General features: G+C 68.3%; 18 protein-coding genes. 15 read left to right on the top strand and 3 right to left on the bottom strand.

Going from position 1 to position 21,160, the window contains the following annotated elements:
• Positions 1 to 188: 188 nt before the first annotated feature.
• The 9 genes from QTI04_RS27280 to QTI04_RS27240 all read left to right on the top strand — a co-directional run bounded on the left by QTI04_RS27280 (position 189) and on the right by QTI04_RS27240 (position 9,218).
• Complete coding sequence (locus QTI04_RS27280) at positions 189 to 935, top strand: PAS domain-containing transcriptional regulator (protein ID WP_286600407.1); 747 nt, start codon at positions 189 to 191, stop codon at positions 933 to 935.
• Between the two features lie 181 nt (positions 936 to 1,116).
• Complete coding sequence (locus tag QTI04_RS27275) at positions 1,117 to 1,980, top strand: xanthine dehydrogenase family protein subunit M (RefSeq protein WP_286618296.1); 864 nt, start codon at positions 1,117 to 1,119, stop codon at positions 1,978 to 1,980.
• 30 nt (positions 1,981 to 2,010) lie between these two features.
• Complete coding sequence (locus QTI04_RS27270) at positions 2,011 to 2,502, top strand: (2Fe-2S)-binding protein (protein ID WP_286600403.1); 492 nt, start codon at positions 2,011 to 2,013, stop codon at positions 2,500 to 2,502.
• Complete coding sequence (locus QTI04_RS27265; RefSeq protein WP_286618294.1) at positions 2,499 to 4,913, top strand: aerobic carbon-monoxide dehydrogenase large subunit; 2,415 nt, start codon at positions 2,499 to 2,501, stop codon at positions 4,911 to 4,913. Before QTI04_RS27270 ends, QTI04_RS27265 begins: the two co-directional genes overlap by 4 nt.
• Before the next feature lie 12 nt (positions 4,914 to 4,925).
• On the top strand, positions 4,926 to 5,537 hold the full coding sequence (locus QTI04_RS27260; protein ID WP_286618292.1) for a CoxG family protein: 612 nt from the start codon (positions 4,926 to 4,928) through the stop codon (positions 5,535 to 5,537).
• Between the two features lie 8 nt (positions 5,538 to 5,545).
• Positions 5,546 to 6,451 (top strand): MoxR family ATPase, encoded by a 906-nt coding sequence (locus QTI04_RS27255; RefSeq protein WP_286618291.1) that lies wholly within the window; start codon positions 5,546 to 5,548, stop codon positions 6,449 to 6,451.
• Positions 6,448 to 7,614, top strand: a complete 1,167-nt coding sequence (locus QTI04_RS27250) for a VWA domain-containing protein (protein ID WP_286618290.1) — start codon at positions 6,448 to 6,450, stop codon at positions 7,612 to 7,614. Before QTI04_RS27255 ends, QTI04_RS27250 begins: the two co-directional genes overlap by 4 nt.
• A gap of 52 nt (positions 7,615 to 7,666) precedes the next feature.
• The gene (locus tag QTI04_RS27245; protein ID WP_286618289.1) at positions 7,667 to 8,542 is read left to right on the top strand and encodes an XdhC family protein; all 876 of its coding nucleotides are present in this window, start codon (positions 7,667 to 7,669) and stop codon (positions 8,540 to 8,542) included.
• A gap of 1 nt (position 8,543) precedes the next feature.
• Positions 8,544 to 9,218, top strand: a complete 675-nt coding sequence (locus QTI04_RS27240) for a nucleotidyltransferase family protein (protein ID WP_286618287.1) — start codon at positions 8,544 to 8,546, stop codon at positions 9,216 to 9,218.
• Between the two features lies 1 nt (position 9,219).
• Here the strand turns inward: QTI04_RS27240 and QTI04_RS27235 are convergent, their stop codons facing one another.
• On the bottom strand, positions 9,220 to 11,022 hold the full coding sequence (locus QTI04_RS27235) for an NAD(P)/FAD-dependent oxidoreductase (protein ID WP_286618286.1): 1,803 nt from the start codon (positions 11,020 to 11,022) through the stop codon (positions 9,220 to 9,222).
• Between the two features lie 173 nt (positions 11,023 to 11,195).
• Between QTI04_RS27235 and QTI04_RS27230 the strand changes: the two genes are divergently transcribed.
• The 4 genes from QTI04_RS27230 (at position 11,196) to QTI04_RS27215 (ending at position 17,564) form a co-directional block, all read left to right on the top strand.
• Positions 11,196 to 11,660: a bacterioferritin gene (locus QTI04_RS27230; protein WP_286618285.1), complete on the top strand. Its 465-nt coding sequence runs from the start codon at positions 11,196 to 11,198 to the stop codon at positions 11,658 to 11,660.
• Between the two features lie 26 nt (positions 11,661 to 11,686).
• On the top strand, positions 11,687 to 12,679 hold the full coding sequence (locus QTI04_RS27225) for an MDR family oxidoreductase (RefSeq protein ID WP_286618282.1): 993 nt from the start codon (positions 11,687 to 11,689) through the stop codon (positions 12,677 to 12,679).
• A 63-nt stretch (positions 12,680 to 12,742) separates the two neighbouring features.
• The gene (locus tag QTI04_RS27220; RefSeq protein WP_286618281.1) at positions 12,743 to 17,101 is read left to right on the top strand and encodes a DEAD/DEAH box helicase; all 4,359 of its coding nucleotides are present in this window, start codon (positions 12,743 to 12,745) and stop codon (positions 17,099 to 17,101) included.
• A 37-nt stretch (positions 17,102 to 17,138) separates the two neighbouring features.
• Positions 17,139 to 17,564, top strand: coding sequence for an Lrp/AsnC family transcriptional regulator (locus QTI04_RS27215; protein ID WP_286600389.1), 426 nt, complete (start codon positions 17,139 to 17,141; stop codon positions 17,562 to 17,564).
• Here QTI04_RS27215 and QTI04_RS27210 read toward each other — a convergent pair.
• Complete coding sequence (locus tag QTI04_RS27210) at positions 17,561 to 17,941, bottom strand: helix-turn-helix domain-containing protein (protein WP_286618278.1); 381 nt, start codon at positions 17,939 to 17,941, stop codon at positions 17,561 to 17,563. The genes QTI04_RS27215 and QTI04_RS27210 overlap by 4 nt on opposite strands.
• Positions 17,942 to 18,079: 138 nt before the next feature.
• Here QTI04_RS27210 and QTI04_RS27205 point away from each other — a divergent pair, with 138 nt between their 5' ends.
• Positions 18,080 to 19,081, top strand: a complete 1,002-nt coding sequence (locus tag QTI04_RS27205; protein ID WP_286618277.1) for an aldo/keto reductase — start codon at positions 18,080 to 18,082, stop codon at positions 19,079 to 19,081.
• Between the two features lie 101 nt (positions 19,082 to 19,182).
• On the opposite strand, the gene QTI04_RS27200 is transcribed toward QTI04_RS27205, so the two are convergent.
• Complete coding sequence (locus tag QTI04_RS27200) at positions 19,183 to 20,181, bottom strand: bile acid:sodium symporter family protein (RefSeq protein WP_286618275.1); 999 nt, start codon at positions 20,179 to 20,181, stop codon at positions 19,183 to 19,185.
• 70 nt (positions 20,182 to 20,251) lie between these two features.
• Here QTI04_RS27200 and QTI04_RS27195 point away from each other — a divergent pair, with 70 nt between their 5' ends.
• Complete coding sequence (locus QTI04_RS27195; protein WP_286600382.1) at positions 20,252 to 21,151, top strand: LysR family transcriptional regulator; 900 nt, start codon at positions 20,252 to 20,254, stop codon at positions 21,149 to 21,151.
• Positions 21,152 to 21,160: the final 9 nt, after the last annotated feature.

Genomic DNA, 21,160 nt, shown 5'->3' with positions numbered 1-21,160 from the left:
GGCGCACTCGCAGTGCGCAACCCACGGTACTACTGCAGGAGGCAGACCCTTTCCCTCTTACCCAATCACTTCAGCCCGCCTCCGAGGATGAGGACGGGCCATCATGTCTAGGGCCGGCCCCCTGCGCAACACCGCGCAACAGTGCTTCAATAGCTTTCCGGACTCCACGGCCGGACACGGAGACACGCATGCAAAGCCGCAGCCCCCTGTATCTGCTCGAGCGCTCGGATGTCGGCGTGGTCCAGCTCGACCCCGACCTGCGGGTCGTGGCCATGAACAGCTTCGCGCGCCGCGTGCTGCCGGTGGAGGACAAGCAGCCCTTCGAGAAGATGGTGCTGTCCTTTCATCCCGAGCGCTCTCAGCCCAAGGTGAAGTTCCTGCTCGACCAGGCCGAATGCCCGGTCAGCAATCCACCGCCGATGACGATGATCATCAACATCCCGGAACGGGTGCTGCTGATCAAGGTGGCGAAGCTGTCGGACCTGCGCGGCGACACGGCGAGCTATACGCTGATCTTCTACGACATCACCGAACTCGTGAGCGGCGAGGAGCCCGCGGTGCAGAAGCCGCAGGCCAAGCGGCAGCTGCAGAAGATCCCGACGGTGTCGCAGAACCGGATCGTGCTCGTCGATGTAGAGGCGGTGACTTACATACGCTCCGAGGGCCACTACACCTGGGTCAGCACCGCGCAGGGGTCGAGCTTCTGCAATCTCAACATCAGCGACCTGGCGGAGAGGCTCGACGGCGCGTCCTTCCTGCGCATCCATCGGAGCTACCTCGCGAACCTCGACTTCGCCGAACAGATCCTGCGTGACAACGGCAAGGTCAGCCTCAAGCTGCGCGGCGAAGCCACACCCCTGCCGGTCGCGCGCACCAGCGTGCCGCGCCTCCTGGAGCAGCTCGGCATCGCCGAAATCGACGCGCTGCGCGGCTGATCCGGGATAACCCGCAGCACGATCCGCCGGCGTGCATTTCATGCGACTGGCCGCGCATTTCGTGCGTGCGCTCCGTCGTTCGTGCGCGGGAATTCTGCGGCCGTTCGTGTGGTCTTAAGTTCACTGCCTGTACGCGGGCCGGAGAGCCCCGGTGGCCTGCTGCACACAGGAGACAAGCACGATGATCCCCGCCGGATTCGACTATCACGCGCCCCGCTCGGTCGGCGACGCGATCCAGCTCCTCGGCACGCTCGGCAGTGATGCCAAGCTCCTCGCCGGCGGTCACAGCCTGTTGCCGATGATGAAGCTGCGCTTCGCCCAGCCGACACATCTCATCGACCTGAACCGCATCGACGCGCTGCGCGGGATCCGCGAGGACGGCGCCACCATCGTCATCGGCGCAATGACCGTCGAGAACGAACTCATCCATTCCCCCTTGCTGCGCGAGAAGGTGCCGCTGTTGCCCGAGGCCGCGCGGCAGATCGGCGACCCGCAGGTGCGCAATCGCGGCACCATCGGCGGCGACATTGCGCACGGCGATCCGGGCAACGACCACCCGGCGCTCGCCATCGCGCTCGATGCCGTGCTGGTGCTCGAAGGCCCGCGCGGAAGCCGCCAGGTGAAGGCGGATGGCTTCTTCAAGGGCCCCTACATGACGGACATGGCCGAGGACGAGATCCTCGTCGAGATCCGCGTGCCGGCCTTCGCGCCGAAGACCGGCTACGCCTACGAGAAGCTCAAGCGCAAGACTGGCGACTGGGCCACCGCCGCCGCGGCCGTGGTGTTGCGCCTGGACGGCGGCAACGTGAGCCACATCCGCATCGCGCTGACCAACGTCGCGCCGATGGCCTTGCGCGCATCCGACGCCGAGGCCGCCCTGCTCGGCAAGGCTCTGACTGACGCGACCATCGCCGATGCCGCCGCGAAGGCGATGGCGATCTGCGACCCTGCAGAAGATCTGCGCGGCGACCGCGACTACAAGACCGCGATGGCGGGCCAGATGGTGAAGCGCGCCATCGCCAAGGCTGCCGCACGCTGCCAGTGAAGAACAACGAGCGCACGGAGACCACACCCCATGGCCAAGCAACTCATCGCCGTCAACGTCAACGGCAGGCGCATCGAGAAAGCGGTCGAGCCGCGCATGCTCCTCGTGCACTTCCTGCGCGAGGAATGCCACCTCACCGGCGCGCACATCGGCTGCGAGACCAGCCACTGCGGCGCCTGCACCGTCGATATCGACGGACAGTCGGTCAAGGGCTGCACCCACCTCGCGGTGCAGTGCGACGGCTCCGAAGTGCTGACGGTCGAAGGCCTCGCGCAGGGCGCGGTGCTGCACGCGGTGCAGGAAGGCTTCTACAAGGAGCACGGCCTGCAATGCGGTTTCTGCACACCGGGCATGCTGATGCGCGCCTATCGCTTCCTGCAGGAGAACCCGAACCCGACAGACGACGAGGTGCGCGCAGGCATGAGCGGCAACCTGTGTCGATGCACGGGCTACCAGAACATCGTCAAGGCGGTGCTGCACGCGGCCGCCAAGCTGCAACAGACCGAAAAGGTGCCTGCATGAACGCCCCCATCGACCCCGCGTTGCTCGAACGCAGCGCCGCGCTGCAAGGCCTCGGCGACAGCCGCCTGCGCAAGGAGGATGCGCGCTTCATCCAGGGCAAGGGCAACTACGTCGACGACATCCAGATGCCGGGCATGCTGCACATGGACATCGTGCGTTCGCCCGTCGCCCATGCGCGCGTGAAGAAGATCGACAAGACTGACGCGCTGAAGGTGCCCGGCGTGATCGCGGTTCTCACTGCGGACGACCTCAAGCCGCTCAAGCTGCACTGGATGCCGACGCTCGCGGGCGACGTGCAGGCGGTGCTGGCGGACGAGAAGGTGCACTTCCAGATGCAGGAGGTCGCGGTCGTCATCGCCGAGGACCGCTATGCCGCCGCCGATGGCGTCGAGGCGGTGTTGGTCGAGTACGAAGAACTGCCGGTCGTCATCGATCCCTTTGCCGCACTCGAACCGGGGGCGCCCGTGCTGCGCGAAGACCTCGCCGGCAAGACCGAAGGCGTACACGGCAAGCGCGAGCATCCCAACCACATCTTCACCTGGGAGGCCGGCGACAAGGCGGCCGCTGATTCAGCCTTCGCAAACGCGCCGGTGACGGTGGCCGAGCGCATCTTCTATCCGCGCGTGCACCCTTGCCCGCTGGAAACCTGCGGCTGCGTCGCGAGCTTCGATCCGGTCCGCGGCGAGCTGACCACCTACATGACCTCGCAGGCGCCGCACGTCGTGCGCACGGTGGTCTCGTTGCTGTCGGGCCTGCCCGAGTCCAAGATCCGCATCGTCTCGCCCGACATCGGCGGCGGTTTCGGCAACAAGGTCGGCGTATACCCCGGCTACGTGTGCGCGATCGTTGCGAGCATCGTGCTGGGCAAGCCGGTCAAGTGGATCGAGGACCGCATCGAGAACATCTCCAGCACGGCCTTCGCCCGCGACTACCACATGGATGGCGAACTCGCCGCCACGGCGGATGGCAGGATTCTCGGCCTGCGCGTGAACGCCATCGCAGACCACGGCGCCTTCGACGCCTGCGCCGACCCGACCAAGTACCCGGCCGGCCTGTTCCACATCTGCTCGGGCTCGTACGACATTCCCGCGGCGTGGTGCAGCGTGAAGGGCGTCTACACCAACAAGGCGCCGGGCGGCGTGGCGTACCGCTGCTCGTTCCGCGTGACCGAGGCGGTCTACCTGATCGAGCGCATGGTCGACATCCTGGCGCAGAAGCTGGGCATGGACAAGGCCGAGATCCGGGCGAAGAACTTCATCCGCAAGGAGCAGTTCCCGTACACCTCCGCCTTCGGCTTCGAGTACGACTCGGGCGACTATCACACCGCATTGCAGAAGGTGCTCGACGCCTGCGACTACAAGGGCCTGCGCACCGAGCAGGCCGCCAGGCGTGCCGATCCGGACAGCCCGACCTTGATGGGCATCGGCCTGGTCGCGTTCACCGAAGTCGTCGGCGCGGGGCCGAGCAAGATGTGCGACATCCTTGGCGTCGGCATGTTCGACAGCTGCGAGATTCGGGTGCATCCCACGGGCAGTGCCATCGCGCGCATGGGCACCATCACGCAGGGCCAGGGGCACCAGACGACCTATGCGCAGATCATCGCGACCGAACTCGGCATCCCTTCCGAGGTGATCCAGGTCGAGGAAGGCGACACCTCCACCGCACCCTACGGCCTGGGCACCTATGGTTCGCGCTCGACGCCGGTGGCCGGCGCCGCCATTGCGCTCGCCGCACGGAAGATCCACGCCAAGGCACGCAAGATCGCCGCGCACCTGCTCGAAGTGGGCGAGAACGACCTCGACTGGGAAATCGATCGCTTCAAGGTCAAGGGCGACGACAGCAGGTTCAAGTCTATGAAGGACATCTGCTGGGCCGCCTACCATCAGGCGCCACCGGGACTCGAACCCGGGCTGGAGGCGGTGCACTACTACGACCCGCCCAACTTCACCTTCCCCTTCGGCATCTACCTGTGCGTGGTCGACATCGACCGAGGCACCGGCGAGACCAAGGTGCGCCGCTTCTACGCGCTCGACGATTGCGGCACGCGCATCAACCCGATGATCATCGAAGGCCAGATCCACGGCGGCCTGACCGAAGGCTATGCGGTGGCGATGGGCCAGCAGATGCCTTTCGATGCGCAGGGCAATCTGCTCGGCAATACGCTGATGGACTATTTCCTGCCTACGGCGGTCGAGACGCCCAAGTGGGAAACCGACCACACCGTGACGCCGTCGCCGCACCATCCGATCGGGGCCAAGGGCGTGGCCGAGTCGCCGCACGTCGGCTCCATACCGACCTTCACCTCGGCCGTGGTCGATGCCTTCGCGCACCTGGGCGTGAAGCACATGGTGATGCCGCACAGCGCTTACCGCGTGTGGCAGCAGTTGAAGCAGAGCGGTGTCGCGCTCTGAGCGAGGGCAACGATGGAAGTCAAGGTCGACAAACGCTATCCGCTGGAAGTAGATGCCGCGCGCGCGTGGCAGTTGCTGCGCGATGTGAAGACCGTGGCCGGCTTCATGCCCGGTGCGGCCATCACCGAGCAGATCGACGACACGCATTACAAGGGCAACGTCAAGGTCAAGGTCGGCCCCGCGAACGCGGCCTTTGCCGGCGACATCGAGGTGCTCGCGCTCGACGAGGCCGCCATGAAGCTGCAACTGCTCGGCAAGGGCGCCGACCGCGGCGGCTCGTCGGCGTCGATGGACCTGACGGCGACCATCGAACCCGGCGATTCGCCATCGACGTCGGTGCTGGCCGGTCAGGCGGTGGTCGCGGTCAGCGGCAAGTTCGCGCAGTTCGGCAGCCGCCTGATGGTGCCGGTGTCCGACATGCTGCTCGGGCAATTCGTCGACAACTTCCGTGCCGCCGCGGCGGCACCGTCCGCCACCTACGCATCCGCAGACGATGTGGCGAGCCAGATGGCCATGCCGACATCCGTGCCGCCCGTGGCGCAGGCCCGGGAAATCAACGCACTGGCCATGATGTGGAGCCTCGTCAAGGGCTGGTTCGCGGGCCTGCTCGGCAAGCGCACCTGAAACACCCCATGACCGAAGCCGAGCTGCGCGAATCGCTGCACCGCGCCGGCTACATCGCCGACGAAAGCCTTGCCACCACGCTGTGGCTTGCTGCCGAACTGCAGCGCCCGCTGCTGGTGGAAGGCGATGCCGGCGTCGGCAAGACCTCGCTGGCCGCCGCGCTCGCGCAGGCGCGCGGCCAGGCACTCGTGCGGCTGCAATGTCACGAGGGGCTGGACCTGTCCCAGGCGGCCTACGAGTGGAACTACGGCCGCCAGCTGCTCGCGATCCGCCTGCACGAGACGCAGCCGCAGGGCATGAAGGAGGCCGACCTCTTCTCGCGCGACTACCTGCTCGAACGCCCCTTGCTGCAGGCCATTTCGAGCGACGCGCCCTGCGTGCTGCTGATCGACGAGATCGACCGCGCCGACGAGGCCTTCGAGGCCTTCCTGCTCGAAGTGCTGGCGGACTACCAGATCACCGTGCCGGAACTCGGCACCGTGCACGCGAAGCACGTGCCGCAGGTCGTGCTGACCAGCAACGGCACACGCGAACTGTCAGATGCGTTGCGCCGTCGCTGCCTCTACCACTACCTCGAATACCCGACGCTCGCGCGCGAGATCGCGATCGTGCGCGCCACGCTGCCGCAGGCGGAGGGCGCGCTGGTCGAACAGGCGGTGGCCTTCGTGCAGCGCCTGCGCCGCGAAGACCTCGCCAAGACGCCCGGCGTGGCCGAGACGCTGGACTGGGTGCGCGCGCTGCACCGGCTCGACTTCAAGGCCATGCCCGGCGATCCGCACGCGCTCGCCGGCACGCTGGCCTGTCTGCTCAAGACGCGCGAGGACCGTTTCCAGTTCGGAGAAGACCGCGTCCGCCAGCTCATCGAGGGGCGGCGCACCGTCGGCGTGGCCGAGAAGACGCCGCAGCCCACATGAACACCATCGCGCGTCCGCTCGACAGCATCGCCGGCTTCGCGGCCCTGTTGCGCGACCACGGCCTGAAAGTCGGCGTGGCGGAGCAGCAGGCGATGGTGAGCGCCGCGCTGCGCGTGCCGATCGAGCGCGCGTCCCGACTCGACGCGGCCTGGCGTTCCATCGCCTGCCACGACGCACGCGACTGGAAGCGCTGGCCCGAACTCTTCGAGCGCTACTGGCATCCCGGGCGCACGAAAGGCAAGACGCGGACGAGCGGCGAGACGCGCCCGAGCCGCAGCCTGCGGCAACTGGTGAAGAGCCTGCATGACAGTCTCGACGGCGCACAGCCGTCGACGCGTTCGACGTCGTCGGACACTGCCCTGCAGGCACCGACCCCACAGCCGGACGATGGCGGCCTGCCGCGCGCGCAGGGCGGCGCGAGCCGCGCCGACGCCCTGCACGACCGCGCGTTGTCGGAATGGCTGCCCCAAGAGCTGGGGCAGCTCGAACGTCTGGCCGAGCAGATCGCGCAGCGGCTGCGCAAGCGTCTCACGCGCCGCTGGCACGACAGCGCGCAGGGCCGCCGCCTCGACGTGCGCCGAACCCTGCGCGCCAGCCTGCGCACCGGCGGTTTGCCCGTGCATCCCGTGTGGCGCGCGCCACGGCGCGAATGGCCTCGCCTCTTCATCCTCGTCGATGTGAGCCGGTCGATGGAGACCCACGCGCAGCTCTTCCTGCGCATCGCCCGCGCTTTCGTGGCGGCGATGAATGCGCGCGTGTTCGTCTTTCACACGCGGCTCGCCGAAGTCACGCCGTTGTTGCGCAGCGACTCGGCGGCGGTGCAGGAGAAGGTCAACGCCGTCACCGCCGGCTTCGGCGGCGGCACCCGCATCGCGACGAGCCTCGCCGACTTCCACGCGGTGCATGCGCGCGCGCAACTCACGCGCAATGCGCGCGTGTGGGTGCTGTCGGATGGCTTCGACGCCGACGAGCCGCAGCGCCTGGCCGAAGAGCTGGCGCACGTGCGCCGGCGGGGTGCGCGCATCCGGTGGTTCCATCCGTCCGAACGGCCGCCGGCCTCGCAGGCGATGCAGGGCGTCGTCGAACACGGGGGTCTGCTCGAAGGCCTTGCACGCCTCAACAGCCTGCGCGATCTGGCCGAACTCGCGCAGCACCTGCGCTGAACGTCGCCGCCGCAACGTGATCCAACCCTTTCCCGCTCGCCAAGGAGTCGCCATGAACAACGCCGACACGGTCTTCGATGCTGCCCAGCGGCTGCAACGGGCCGGCAAGCCCTATGCGCTGGTCAGCGTGATCAAGGCGCTCGCGCCGGCATCGGCGCACCCGGGCGACAAGGCCATCGTCACGGCCGACGGCGACTTCCATGGCTGGATCGGCGGCGGCTGCGCGCAGCCCGCCGTGGTCCGCACGGTGCGGGAGGCGCTGGCCGATGGGCATGCGCGGCTGATCCGCATCGCGCCCACCGCCGACGGGCAGGAGAAGGACCTCGGCGACGTGCTGGAATTCGGCATGGCCTGCCATTCCGGCGGCACGCTGGAGCTCTTCATTGATCCGGTGCTGCCGCAGGCGCAACTGGTGGTGATCGGTGCGTCGCCGGTCGCGACGAGCCTGAGCCAGCTGGCGCCGCGCGTCGGTTTCGCGGTCACGCTGGTGGCGCACGAGGCGCAGGCGGCGGACTACCTGGATGCGCAACGCGTCATCGCGAGCGATGACATGGCCTCGGTCACCTCGCAGATTGCGCCGGGCGCGTGGGTGGTCGTCGCGACGCAGGGCCGTCGCGACGTACAGGCACTGCGACTGGCGCTCGCGCTCGATGCAAGGCAGGTGTCCTTCGTCGCCAGTGCGCGCAAGGCGCAGGTGTTGAAGGAATCGCTGATCGCGTCGGGCGCGGATGCCGACGCGGTGGGGGCGATCGTCGCGCCCGCGGGTTATCCGATGCCTGCAACCACGCCGGAGGAAATCGCCCTGTCGGTGCTGGCCGCGGTCGTGTCGCACCGGCGTGGCGCCGAGCGCGCGCCGCCTGCCGCCCAGGCGACGGCGGAACTGACGTCGATTCCGGCCGCGACGAAATCTTCCTGCTGCGGGCACTGACATGGGCTGCATCCTCAAAGGCGGCGGTGGCCTCTACGCACGCATGGTGATCGGCGCGGTGCTGCTCGCGGCCGGCTCCGGCAGCCGGCTTGGCGGCCGGCCGAAGTCGCTGCTCGAGCTCGGTGGCGTGCCGCTCATCCGGCGGCAGTTGATCGCGCTCTCGGGCGCGGGCGTCGACGAGGTGGTCGTCGTGCTCGGCCACCATGCCGATGCGATCGAGGCGGCCGTGCGCGACTTCCCCGTCACGCTGGCGCGCAATCCGTCGCCGGACGACGGGCAGGTCTCGTCCGTTCGCATCGGCCTGCAGGCGCTGTCGCCGAAGCTCGACGCCGTGATCGTCGCGCTGGCCGACCAGCCGATGATCAACGGGCAGGACATCACCGCGCTGATCGGCGCCTTCAAGAAGCGCGGCGACGCCTCGATGGTCGTGCCGCGCGTGGCAGGCGAGCCGGGCAATCCGGTGATCTTCGAATCCGCCCTGCGCGACGAATGGCTGGCCGGTGATGCAAATGCGGCCTGCCGTCGCTGGCGAGACGCCCATCCGGAACGCGTGCGCTGGTTCGACACCGACAACAGCCGCTACCGGGTCGACATCGACACGCCCGAGGATCTCCAGGCGTTCACCGAGCGCACGGGCCACGAACTGCGCTGGCCCGCCGCACTCGCCGCCGTTTGATTCAGCGCCGGTGGTGGCTCGGCGCCAGTTCGTACACCGGCGTCGAGAGGCCTTCCATGCGCGCCTTCAACTGCAGCGAAAGGAACTGCGAGTAATGGCGTGACTGGTGCAGGTTGCCGCCATGGAACCAGAGCTGAGGCACCTGCGTGGGCTTCCACATGTTGCGCAACTCGCCTTCCCACGGGCCGGGGTCCTTGGGCGTGTCGGAGCCCAGGCCCCAGACCTTGCCGACCTTGTCCGCCAGCTCCGGCGAGATCAGGTCGGCCAGCCAGCCGTTCATCGAGCCGTAGCCCGTGGCGTAGACGATCAGGTCGGCCGGCAACTCGCTGCCATCGCTGAGTGTCACCGAGCGTGGGTTGATGTGCTCGATGGTCACGCCGCTGCGCAGCTTGATGCTGCCGTTGGCCACCAGCTCCGAGGCACCCACGTCGATGTAGTAGCCCGAGCCGCGCCGCAAGTACTTCATGAAGAGGCCCGAGCCGTCGACGCCGAAGTCCAGCAGGAAGCCGGCCTTCTCGAGCCGCTCGTACAGGTCGGCGTCGCGCTTCTTCATCTCGTCGTACACCGGCACCTGCATCGGCGCCATGATCTTGTAGGGCACCGAGGCGAAGATCAGGTCCGCCCTGTCGGTCGTGACGCCGGCCTTGACCGCCGATTCCGAATACAGCCCGCCCAGCGCCAGCTCCATGAGCGAATCCGACGGCGCGATGTGCGTCGAGCTGCGCTGGATCATGGTCACGTCGGCGCCGTTCTCCCACAGTGCCGCGCAGATGTCGTGCGCCGAGTTGTTGGAGCCGAGCACCACGCATTTCTTGCCGCGCCAGGCTTCCGGCCCGGGGTGCGCGCTGGAGTGGTGCTGTACGCCCTCGAAACTCTCGGCGCCAGGAATCTTCGGCACGTTCGGATAGCCCGAAACACCGAGCGCGAACACCAGCTGCTTGGGCCTCAGCTTGATCTCCTTGCCGTCGCGCTCGACAGTGACCTCCCACTCTTTCTTCGCTTCGTCGTAGCGCGCCTTCTTTGCGGTGGTCGAGCTCCAGTAGTTCAGCTCCATCACCTTGGTGTACATCTCCAGCCAGTCGCCGATCTTGTCCTTGGGCGAGAACACGGGCCAGTCCTCGGGAAAGGGCAGGTAGGGCAGATGGTCGTACCAGACCGGGTCGTGGAGGCACAGGCTCTTGTAGCGCTTGCGCCAGGAGTCGCCGGGCCGCGCGTTCTTCTCCACGATGATGGCCGGCACACCCAGCTTGCGCAGCCGCGCGCCAAGTGCGATGCCGCCCTGCCCGCCGCCGACGATCACGACATAGGGCTGTTCGGTGAAGCCCAGCGTCTTCGCTTCCTCGTCGCGCTTTTCCAGCCAGGTCTTGCGCCCGGGGTTCGCGCCGTGCTCGGCGCCCTTGATGCGCCGATCGCCCTTGCGCTCCTCGAAGCCCTTCAGTTCGGTCATCGTCGTGAGCAGCGTCCAGGCCTTGCCCTTGCGCAGCCGCAGGTGGCCCCGTCCGCGTGCGACGGCCGTCTCGAAGGTGAACCACGCATCCACCACGCCATCGGCCTCGGTCGCTTCACCTTCGACCGCGAAGGCGCTCGGCTCGGTGTCCGCCAGCCGTGCCTCCAGCATCTTGCGGATCGCCTCGGGGCCTTCCTGTGTCCGGATGTTCCAGGTGAAGGCGACCAGGTCGCGCCAGTAACAGTCGGGCTCGAACAGCGCGACCGCCGCATCGATGTCCTGCCGTTCCAGCGCGGACGTGAAATCGGCCAGCCAGGCGCTGGCGATCTGCGTCGGATGAGTGGACAGATCCGTCATCTCTTTGTCTCCTTTTTCCCGGTCTCGTGCACTCGGGGCGGGCCGGGCGGCAACCGTACGCCCATCGTTCGCGCGCGTCAAACGCCCTTCGCCGCTTGCGCCGGCGCGGGGATCGTGCGAGTCTTTGCGAGGCGCCGCTGGTGGCGCCGACTTCGCTTGCGGAGGTGCCTTCCATGTCCCAGTTCGACAAGACCCAGGTGGTCGACGTCCTCAACCATCTGCTGGAAGCGGAGCTGGCGGGCGTGGTGCGCTACACGCACTACTCCTTTCTCGTTTTCGGCTTCTCGCGCATCCCGATCGTGTCGTGGCTGCGCGACCAGGCCAACGAATCGCTGCTGCACGCGCAGCAGGTCGGCGAATGGATCACCACGCTCGGCGCCTATCCGTCGCTGGGCATCGGCGCGCTGCTCGATTCGCACAAGCACGACATGTCGGCGATCCTGCAGGAGTCGCTGGCGACCGAAGGCAAGGCGCTGGACCTGTACCGCGACCTGCTGCGGCTGGTCGAAGGCCACTCCGTGGCGCTGGAGGAATTCGCCCGGCAGATGATCCAGGCCGAAGAGCTTCACGCCGCCGATGTCGACAAGATGCTGCGCAAGCCCGGCGAGGTGCGTGCCTTTGCGGTGCGCAATGATTGAAAGACCGAACCCAAGGAATCCCAGGAATGTTCGAAGCCCTGCTGCTGACCAAGGCCGAGGACGGCACCACCCAGGCCGCCGTCACCTCGATCGATGAGGCCCATCTGCCGGAGGGCGAGGTGCTCATCGACGTTGCGTACTCCACCGTCAACTACAAGGACGCCCTTGCCATTACCGGCAAGTCGCCCGTGGTGCGCAAGTTCCCGATGGTGCCGGGCATCGATCTCGCTGGCACCGTGCTGGAGAGCAGCGATGCCCGCTTCAGGCCCGGCGATGCGGTGGTGCTCAACGGCTGGGGCGTCGGCGAAACGCACTGGGGCGGCCTGGCGCGCAAGGCCCGCGTCAAGGCCGACTGGTTGGTGCCCATTCCCAGGGGGCTCGATGCCCGGCAGGCCATGGCGATCGGCACTGCCGGCTACACCGCGATGCTGTGCGTGATGGCGCTGCAGAACCACGGCGTGACGGCGGCTACGGGCCCTGTGCTCGTCACCGGCGCGAACGGCGGCGTGGGCACTATCGCCATCGCGCTGCTTGCGAAGCTCGGTTTCGAGGTGCACGCATCGACCGGTCGGCCACAGGAGGCCGCGCATCTGCAGCGCCTGGGCGCCAAAGAGATCATCGACCGCGCCACGCTGAGCGAGCCCGGCAAACCCCTGCAGAAGGAACGCTGGGCCGCGGCGGTGGACAGCGTGGGCAGCCACACGCTCGCCAACGTCTGCGCGAGCCTGAAATATGGCGGCACCGTCGCCGCCTGCGGCCTTGCGCAGGGGATGGATTTTCCGGCGAGCGTGGCGCCTTTCATCCTGCGCGGGATCACGCTGGCCGGCATCGACAGTGTGCATGCACCGCAGACGCGGCGGCTCGCCGCTTGGCAGCTGCTCGCCATGGAGCTGCCGCGCGATCTGCTTGACGCCAACACCGAGACCATTGGTCTCAGCGCGGTCGCCGGACTCGCACCGAGACTGCTCGCAGGGCAGGTGCGCGGACGTGTGCTGGTGGACCTGGCTCGCGCGCCTTGACATCGGCAGGGTCGGCCTGATTTCATTCCCTTGCCCCGCCGCGCAGCAAGACTGCCTCTCCTCGTGCTTCAAGACTTCCACCCCGCCGTCTCCAAGTGGTTCAACGCCACCTTTCCGGCTCCCACGGCGGCCCAAGCCGCCGCGTGGCCGGTGATTACCGCTGGCCGCCACACACTGATTGCGGCGCCCACCGGATCGGGCAAGACGCTGACGGCCTTCCTGGCCGCGCTGGACGGCCTGGTGCGCCAAGGGCTCGAACCGGGCGGCCTGCCCGACGAGACGACGGTGCTCTACATCTCGCCGTTGAAGGCACTGTCCAATGACATCGGGCTCAACCTCAAGGCGCCACTCGCGGGCATCCGCCGCGAACTCGCCAGGCTCAAGCTGCCGGACGTCGATATCCGCACCGCTGTGCGCACCGGCGACACGCCGGCCAGGGAGCGCCAGCAGAGCCTGCGTCAGCCGCCGCACATCCTGGTCAGCACGCCCGAGTCGCTCTATGTGCTGCTGGGCTCCGAGTCGGGCCGCCGGATGCTCTCGACCGTGCGCACGGTCATCGTCGATGAAATCCACGCGGTCGTCGCCACCAAGCGCGGCAGCCACCTCGCGCTGTCGCTCGAACGGCTGCAGTCGCTCTGCGCGAAGCCGCTGATCCGCATCGGCGTGTCGGCCACGCAGAAGCCGATCGACGAGATTGCGCGCTTCCTCGTCGGCGCCGGCGCGATCGTCGATGGCGTGGCCGATTGTGAGATCGTCGATATCGGCTACGCCAGGCAGCGGGACCTCGCACTGGAGCTGCCGCCCACGCCGCTTGCCGCCGTGATGTCGAACGAGCAGTGGGAGCAGGTCTATGCGCGTGTCGCCGGGCTGGTGCACGCGCATCGCACGACGCTGGTTTTCGTCAACACGCGGCGCATGGCGGAACGCGCCGCGCGGCACCTGGGCGAGATCCTGGGCAAGGAGGTCGTCGCCGCGCATCACGGCAGCCTCGCCAAAGAGACGCGCCTCGAGGCCGAGCAGCGCCTGAAACGCGGCGACCTCAAGGTGATGGTGGCCACGGCCTCGCTGGAACTGGGACTGGACATCGGCGATGTGGACCTGGTGTGCCAGCTGGGATCGCCCCGATCGATCGCGACCTTCCTGCAGCGCGCGGGGCGCTCCGGTCACGCCGTCGGCGGCGTGCCGAAGGCGCGGCTGTTCCCGCAGTCGATCGACGAACTGGGCGAGTGCGCGGCCCTGCTCGACTGCGTGCGCCGCGGCGAGCTCGACGCGCTGCACGTGCTGCCCGAGCCGCTCGACGTGCTGGCGCAGCAGATCGTCGCCGAGATCGCATCGCGCGAATGGGACGAGGACGCGCTCTTTGCGCTCGTGCGGCGTGCGTGGCCCTATGCCCAGTTGACGCGCGAGACCTTCGCATCGGTCGTTCGCATGCTGGCCGAAGGTTTCACCACCCGACTGGGCCAGCGCGCGAGCTACGTGCACCGCGATGCCGTGCATCGCCGCCTGCGCGAGCGCAAGGGCGCGCGCCTGACCGCGTTGACTTCCGGCGGCACCATTCCCGAGACCGGCGACTACACGGTGATGCTCGAACCGCAGGCGCACAAGATCGGCACGGTCAACGAGGACTTCGCGGTCGAGAGTCTCGCGGGCGACGTCTTCCAGCTCGGCAACGCCAGCTACCGCATCCTCCGGATCGAGCCCGGCCGCGTGCGGGTGGAGGACGCGCACGGTGCCGCGCCCAACATTCCGTTCTGGCTGGGCGAGGCGCCGGGCCGGACGGATGAACTCTCCGTGGGTGTCTCGCGCCTTCGCCACGAGATCGCCGAAAGCCTGGCCGCTCAAGGTCTCCAGGCGACGGTGGATTGGCTGGGGCGCGACATCGGCATGGATGCCGAGGCGGCCCGCCAGATCACAGAGCATCTTGCCCGCGCCCTGCGCGCGCTCGGCGCGCTGCCCACGCAGCAGCGCATCGTGATGGAGCGTTTCTTCGACGAATCGGGCGGCATGCAACTGGTGATCCATTCTCCCTACGGCAGCCGCCTCAATCGTGCGTGGGGACTGGCGCTGCGCAAACGCTTCTGCCGCCAGTTCAACTTCGAGCTGCAGGCCGCGGCGACCGAAGACGCCATCGTCCTGTCGCTGTCGACGAGCCACAGCTTTCCGCTGGACGAGGTGGCGCGCTACCTGCATTCGGCGACCGCGCTCGACGTGCTGGTGCAGGCGCTGCTCGACGCACCGCTCTTCGGCGCGCGCTGGCGCTGGAACGCGACCACCGCGCTGGCATTGCCGCGCTTCGTGGGCGGACGCAAGGTGGCGCCGCAACTGCAGCGCATGAAGTCCGAGGACTTGCTGGCCAACGTGTTTCCCGACCAGGTCGCCTGCGCGGAGAACCTCGCCGGCGAGCGCGAGATTCCGGAGCATCCGCTGGTGGCGCAGACGCTGCGCGATTGCCTCTACGACGCGATGGATGCCGAAGGGTGGCTGCGGCTGCTGCGCCGCATGGAATCCGGCGAAGTCGACGTGGTGGCACGCGACCTGCCGGCCCCATCCCCGCTCGCGGCGGAAGCACTGAACGCGCGGCCCTACGCTTTCCTCGACGATGCGCCGCTGGAAGAACGCCGCACGCAGGCCGTGCAAAACCGGCGCTATATCGATCCGGAAAGCGCGGACGATCTCGGGCAGCTGGACACCGACGCGATCGAGAGCGTGAGACAGGAGGCGTGGCCGCGTGCGCGCAACCCTGACGAGATGCACGAGGCGCTGAACGGGCTCGGCGTCGTCACCGATGCGGAGGCAACAGGCAACGCGGAATGGCTGCCATGGCTCGAGGCGCTCGCGCAGGCGGGTCGCGCGACAAGGCTGGCGCCAGCAACGGACGACGCACGCAGCGAGGGCCTGTGGGTGGCGGCCGAGCGCCTGGCGCAGATCGCCGCGCTCTATCCTTGCGCGGCGATGCAGCCGGTCATCGAGCCGCCCGCGGAATACGCGCAGTTGGAGGGCAGCGTCGAAGACACGCTGCGCGAACTGTTGCGTTCGCGTTTGACCGGACTGGGCCCGATGTTGGCGGACACCCTCGCGGCACAGTTGCGCCTGCCCCGTATCGACATCGACGCCGCCCTGTCGGCATTGCAGACCGAAGGCTACGTGCTGCAGGGCCGCTTCACGCCCGGCGCCGGATCCGCCGAATGGTGCGAGCGCCATCTGCTCGCCCGCATCCATCGCTACACCCTCAAGCGGCTGCGGCGCGAGATCGAACCCGTCGAGCCGCGCGATTTCGTGCGCTTCCTGTTCGAGTGGCAGCACGTCGGCAGCGCCAGCCGGGTCAGCGGGCCCGATGCCCTTGCCGGCATCCTGACGCAGCTCGAAGGCTACGAGGCGCCGGCCGGCACCTGGGAGGCCGAGTTGCTGCCTTCGCGGGTCAAGGACTACGCGCCGGCATGGCTCGATGACCTGTGCACGGCCGGCCGCACCTTGTGGACGCGCCTGCGCCCTGCCGCCAGCGATGCCCGTGCGGGCGGCGGCACGTCGCTGCGCGCGACGCCGGTGCTGCTCTTGCCGCGCCGCACGGCTTCCCTTTGGACAGGCCTAGTGCCCGCGCCCGCGGATGACGCCGGCCTGGGCTCGCGGGCGCAGCGTGTCGCCACCTTCCTCGCAGAGCATGGCGCCTCCTTCTTCGACGAGATCGTCCAGGGCACGCACCTGCTGGGCACCGAACTCGAAGACGCGCTGAGCGAGCTCGTCATACGCGGCCGAGCGCATTGCGACAGCTACGCGGGATTGCGCGCATTGCTGATTCCGCCATCGAAGCGTTCGTCGACGCACGCACGCCGGCGTCGGCGCAGCGCCCTCTTCGGCATCGAGGATGCCGGCCGCTGGTCGCTGGTCCGGCAGCGTGAGCCGGCCGTTGCGGGCCCGGCGCCTGCCATCGCCCCGGACGCCGTCGAGCAGGTCGCGCGCATCCTGCTGCGCCGCTACGGCGTGGTGTGCTGGCGCATCGTGGAGCGCGAGCCGACGTGGCTGCCGCCGTGGCGCGACCTCGCGCGCGCCTACCGCCGGCTCGAAGCGCGTGGAGAAATTCGCGGCGGCCGCTTCATCGCCGGCGTGGCGGGCGAGCAGTTCGCCCTGCCCGAAGCTATCGGCCTCATGCGGCAGGTGCGGCGCCAGGCGCCAGACGAGGGCCTGGTCTGCCTCGCCGCCACCGATCCGGCCAACCTCCTCGGCACGGTCGTGCCGGGCCCCAGGGTCGCCCGTGTCGCGGGCTCGCGCGTGGTCTACCGCGACGGCATCCCGCTCGCGACCAGCGTGGCCGGGCAGGTGGAGATGCTGGTGGCGCTCAGTCCCGAGGAGACGAAGGCCGTGACCCGCGCGCTGTCCTCGGAACCATCGCTGCGCTTCCTGGAACTGGCTGCCGCCGCCGGGTGAGATTGGCAAAACGCCGGGACTGACCGACAGTGTCGGCATGGACCTCGACGAACTCGACCATCGACTGATCGCATTGTTGCGCCAGGACGCCCGCCTTCCCGCTGCGACGCTGGCCCACAAGCTCGGCGTCTCGCGCGGCACGGTGACCAACCGCCTGCGCAAGCTGGAGGACGGCGGCGTGATCGTCGGCTACGCGGTGCAACTCCGGCCCGAGGAGCGGACGGACGAGATCCGCGCCTGGATGGGCATCCTGGTGGAAGGCAACCAGACCCGCATGGTCATCGCCAGCCTCCTGGGCGAGCCCGGCGTGGCTGCGCTGTTCGACACCAACGGCCGCTGGGACCTGCTGGCCGAACTGCGTGCCAGCTCGATGACGGAGCTGTCGCATGTGCTGGAGCGCATCCGGCTGCTGAAGGGCATTCGCAACACGGAGACCAGCATCCACCTCGCGACCTACCGCTAGCCCCGATGCGTCACATCGAAGGCCTTGCGCGCATCCGCCAGATCCCGGTGATGCGCTTCGGCCCAGCGACCGACCGCGTCGAAGGCCTCGCTCAATGGCCGGCCGGTGTCGCTCAGCGCGTATTCCACATGCGGCGGTACGCAGTGGTGGTCCGTGCGCAGCACGAGACCGTTGCGTTCCAGTTCGCGCAGCGTCTGAGTGAGCATCTTCTGCGAGATGCCGCCGATGCGGCGCAGGAGTTCGTTGTTGCGCATGGGCCCGTCGTGAAGCGCAGGCACGATCAGCAGGGCCCACTTGTTGGCGACGAGCTCCAGCGCAGCGCGCGACGGGCAGTTGGCGCTGAACACACCGACCGGTGGGGCGTCGGCCGTTTTCATCTTGGTCATCGTTGCCAGCAGGTGCGCGGTATGGTCGCGCTTCCTTGAAGCGAGATCAACCGAACCCCTGCGCGCCGTACCGGAAATCGCGCCGCTGACTATGATGCCCCTCCGCCCAGCAGCGATCGGAGTCTTTTCATGAGCATTCCCACCACCCGCCTCGGCCGCACCGGCCTCACCGTGTCGCGCCTGGCGCTCGGCACCATGACCTTCGGCCTGCAGACCGATGAAGCGGTGTCGCACAGCATCCTCGACAAGGCGACCGACGGCGGCATCAATTTCCTCGACACAGCCGACGTGTATCCACTCGGCGGAACCGTCGGGACCACCGGTCGCACCGAGGAGATCATCGGGCGTTGGCTGCGTGCCAAGGGTCGCAGCCGCTACATCGTCGCGACCAAGGCGGTGGGCAAGGTCGGCCCGAACACCTGGGACCAGGGCGCATCACGCAAGCATCTGCTGGATGCGATCGATGCGTCGCTCAAGCGGCTGCAGACCGATCACGTCGATCTCTATCAGCTGCACCACGACGACCGCGAGACGCCGCTCGACGAGAGCCTCGAAGCGCTGGACGTGATCGTCCGTTCCGGCCGGGCGCGCTACATCGGCGTGTCCAACTTCCTCGCGTACCGCCTGGCGCGCGCCATCGGCCGCGCCGAGCTGCACAAGCTCACGCGGCTGGTGTCGGTGCAGCCGCGCTACAGCCTGCTGTTCCGTGAGATCGAGCGCGAGCTGCTGCCGCTGGCGGGCGAAGAGGGGCTGGGCGTGATCCCGTACAACCCGCTCGCGGGCGGCCTGCTGACCGGCAAGTACCAACCCGGCGCGAAGCCGGAAGACAACACTCGCTTCACGCTCGGCACGGCCGGCGCGATGTATCAGGACCGCTATTGGAACGAGCGCAGCTTCGCGACCGTCACGCAGCTGCACAAGTTGGCCGAAGAGGCCGGCGTGCCGCTCGCGACGCTGGCCGTCGCATGGGTGATGGCGAATCCGCTGATCACCGCGCCGCTGCTCGGCGCAAGCCGTCCGGAGCAACTGGATGCGACGCTGGCTGCTGCGGAGTACAAGCTGGATGCAGGCCTGAAGCAGCGCCTTGACGAACTCACCGCCGAGTACCGCAAGGGCGACGCGCCGCGGTAGGCCCCTCCCCCAGGCTTCGCGCACTTCGTGTCGCTACGCCACCCCCCTCACCGGGGGCAACACCAGCGGCCCGGCAAAGCCGGTTCCGCGGTGTTTTCCGATCAGGCTAGGCTCTTGGCCGTGGAGGGCTCCAGGGCGGCTTGGCGGCGCGCGTAGCGTTGTGCCAGTACCGCGCAGACCATCAGTTGCATCTGATGGAAGAGCATCAGCGGCATCACGATCGCGCCGACGGCGTGCGAGGCGAAGAGCACCTTGGCCATCGGGATGCCGCTCGCCAGGCTTTTCTTGGAGCCGCAGAACACGATCGTGATCCCGTCGGCCTTGTCGAAGCCGAGGCTGCGGCCGGCCCAGGTGGTGACGACCAGCATGAGGGCGAGCAGGATCGCGCACACGGCCAGCAGGCCCACCAGCGCGGAGGGCGGAATCTCCTTCCACAGACCCTCGATCACCGCTGCGCTGAAGGCGGTGTAGACCACCAGCAGGATGGACCCGCGATCGACCAGCGTGAGCACCGCCGCGCGGCGCTTCACCCATCCGCCGATCCACGGCCGCAGCAGGTGGCCGGCGACGAAGGGCGCCATCAGTTGCAGCAGGATGCGGCCGATCGCGCCGAGCGACGCGCCCGCGTCGCCGTGCTTCACGACGAGCAGGCTGACCAGCAGCGGCGTCACGAAGACGCCGAGCAGCGTGGAGGCCGATGCGCTGCACACCGCGGCCGGGATGTTGCCGCGCGCGATCGAGGTGAAGGCGATGGCCGATTGCACCGTCGCCGGCAGCACGCACAGGAAGAGCACGCCGGTGTACAGCTCGGGCGTGACCAGCGGCGTCAGCACCGGCTTGAGCAGCAGGCCGAGCAGCGGAAACAGGACGAAGGTGCTGGCGAACACCATCAGGTGAAGCCGCCAGTGCGTGATGCCGCCGAGGATCGCCTCGCGTGAGAGCTTGGCGCCGTGCAGGAAGAACAGCAGGCCGATCGCGACCATGGTGAACTGCTCGAAGAAAAGTGCGGTCCCGCCGCTGGCTGGCCACAGGCTGGCCAGCGCGACGACGGCGACGAGCGACAGGGTGAAGTTGTCGGGGAGATAGCGTGAACGAGACATGGGCCGGATTGGACCGTCTCGTGATTCAAAAGAGAAATGGATTAATTTGATAGTTTTATGATCTTGGTGCATGAATGTCACCCTGCGCCAGCTTCGCGTTTTCCAGGCCGTCGCCGAAACCTGCAATTTCAGCCGGGCGGGTGACCAGATCGGCCTGACCCAGCCGGCGGTCAGCCGGTCCATCGTCGAACTCGAGTCGCAACTCGGCCTGAAACTGCTGGACCGCACGACGCGCGAAGTCGTCCTGACCGATGCGGGCCAGTCGCTCGCTGTGCGGCTCGACCGGGTGCTCGACGACTTGGACCAGACGCTGGCCGAAGTCCACGGCATGGCCGGCGCGCGGCGCGGCAAGGTCCGCGTGGCCAGCAGCCCGACGCTCTCGGCCAATCTCATTCCGGCCTGCATCGCCGAGTGCGCGCGTCGCGATCCGGACATCGACTTCCTGCTGCTCGACCGCATGCAGCAGACCGCGCTCGACAGCGTGCTCGCCGGCGAGGTCGATTTCGGTGTGCTGGTCGAACCGCCCCCCACCGACGACCTGCAGGGCGAGGCCATCCTCGACGATCCCTTCTGCCTGGTGATCCCGCCCGACCACCGGCTGGCCGGCGAGCGGACGGTGGGCTGGTCGGCGCTCGACGGCGAGCCGCTGGTGCTGCTCGACCATGCCTCCGGCAGCCGGCGCCTCATCGACGAGGCGCTGGCTCAGCACGGCTCGCGCTGCGAGGTGCGGCAGCAGGTCGGCCATCCGGCGACGGTGTTCCGCATGATCGAACAGGGCATCGGCATCAGCGTCATGCCGGCGCTTGCGATGCCGCCGGCGGGGCTGCAGGCGCTGGTCGTGCGGCCGCTGCTGCCCAAGGTGCAGCGAACGATCATGCTGGTGCACAGGCGAAACCGCGCGCCGTCGCCGCTGGCGCAGCGCGTATGGAGCCTGATCAGGGAGATGGCCGCCCAGCGCCGCGAGCGCTGAACCGACGGA

The organism is Variovorax sp. J22R115 (assembly GCF_030317005.1).
Taxonomy (GTDB): domain Bacteria; phylum Pseudomonadota; class Gammaproteobacteria; order Burkholderiales; family Burkholderiaceae_C; genus Variovorax.
Note: the sequence above shows the minus strand (reverse complement) of the source record. Positions and strands in the feature narration are given on the sequence as shown.

Coding starts and splice junctions, on each gene's coding strand:
- QTI04_RS27280 (WP_286600407.1), top strand. CDS start 189: ATGCAAAGCCGCAGCCCCCTGTATCTGCTCGAGCGCTCGGATGTCGGC.
- QTI04_RS27275 (WP_286618296.1), top strand. CDS start 1,117: ATGATCCCCGCCGGATTCGACTATCACGCGCCCCGCTCGGTCGGCGAC.
- QTI04_RS27270 (WP_286600403.1), top strand. CDS start 2,011: ATGGCCAAGCAACTCATCGCCGTCAACGTCAACGGCAGGCGCATCGAG.
- QTI04_RS27265 (WP_286618294.1), top strand. CDS start 2,499: ATGAACGCCCCCATCGACCCCGCGTTGCTCGAACGCAGCGCCGCGCTG.
- QTI04_RS27260 (WP_286618292.1), top strand. CDS start 4,926: ATGGAAGTCAAGGTCGACAAACGCTATCCGCTGGAAGTAGATGCCGCG.
- QTI04_RS27255 (WP_286618291.1), top strand. CDS start 5,546: ATGACCGAAGCCGAGCTGCGCGAATCGCTGCACCGCGCCGGCTACATC.
- QTI04_RS27250 (WP_286618290.1), top strand. CDS start 6,448: ATGAACACCATCGCGCGTCCGCTCGACAGCATCGCCGGCTTCGCGGCC.
- QTI04_RS27245 (WP_286618289.1), top strand. CDS start 7,667: ATGAACAACGCCGACACGGTCTTCGATGCTGCCCAGCGGCTGCAACGG.
- QTI04_RS27240 (WP_286618287.1), top strand. CDS start 8,544: ATGGGCTGCATCCTCAAAGGCGGCGGTGGCCTCTACGCACGCATGGTG.
- QTI04_RS27235 (WP_286618286.1), bottom strand. CDS start 11,022: ATGACGGATCTGTCCACTCATCCGACGCAGATCGCCAGCGCCTGGCTG.
- QTI04_RS27230 (WP_286618285.1), top strand. CDS start 11,196: ATGTCCCAGTTCGACAAGACCCAGGTGGTCGACGTCCTCAACCATCTG.
- QTI04_RS27225 (WP_286618282.1), top strand. CDS start 11,687: ATGTTCGAAGCCCTGCTGCTGACCAAGGCCGAGGACGGCACCACCCAG.
- QTI04_RS27215 (WP_286600389.1), top strand. CDS start 17,139: ATGGACCTCGACGAACTCGACCATCGACTGATCGCATTGTTGCGCCAG.
- QTI04_RS27210 (WP_286618278.1), bottom strand. CDS start 17,941: ATGAAAACGGCCGACGCCCCACCGGTCGGTGTGTTCAGCGCCAACTGC.
- QTI04_RS27205 (WP_286618277.1), top strand. CDS start 18,080: ATGAGCATTCCCACCACCCGCCTCGGCCGCACCGGCCTCACCGTGTCG.
- QTI04_RS27200 (WP_286618275.1), bottom strand. CDS start 20,181: ATGTCTCGTTCACGCTATCTCCCCGACAACTTCACCCTGTCGCTCGTC.
- QTI04_RS27195 (WP_286600382.1), top strand. CDS start 20,252: ATGAATGTCACCCTGCGCCAGCTTCGCGTTTTCCAGGCCGTCGCCGAA.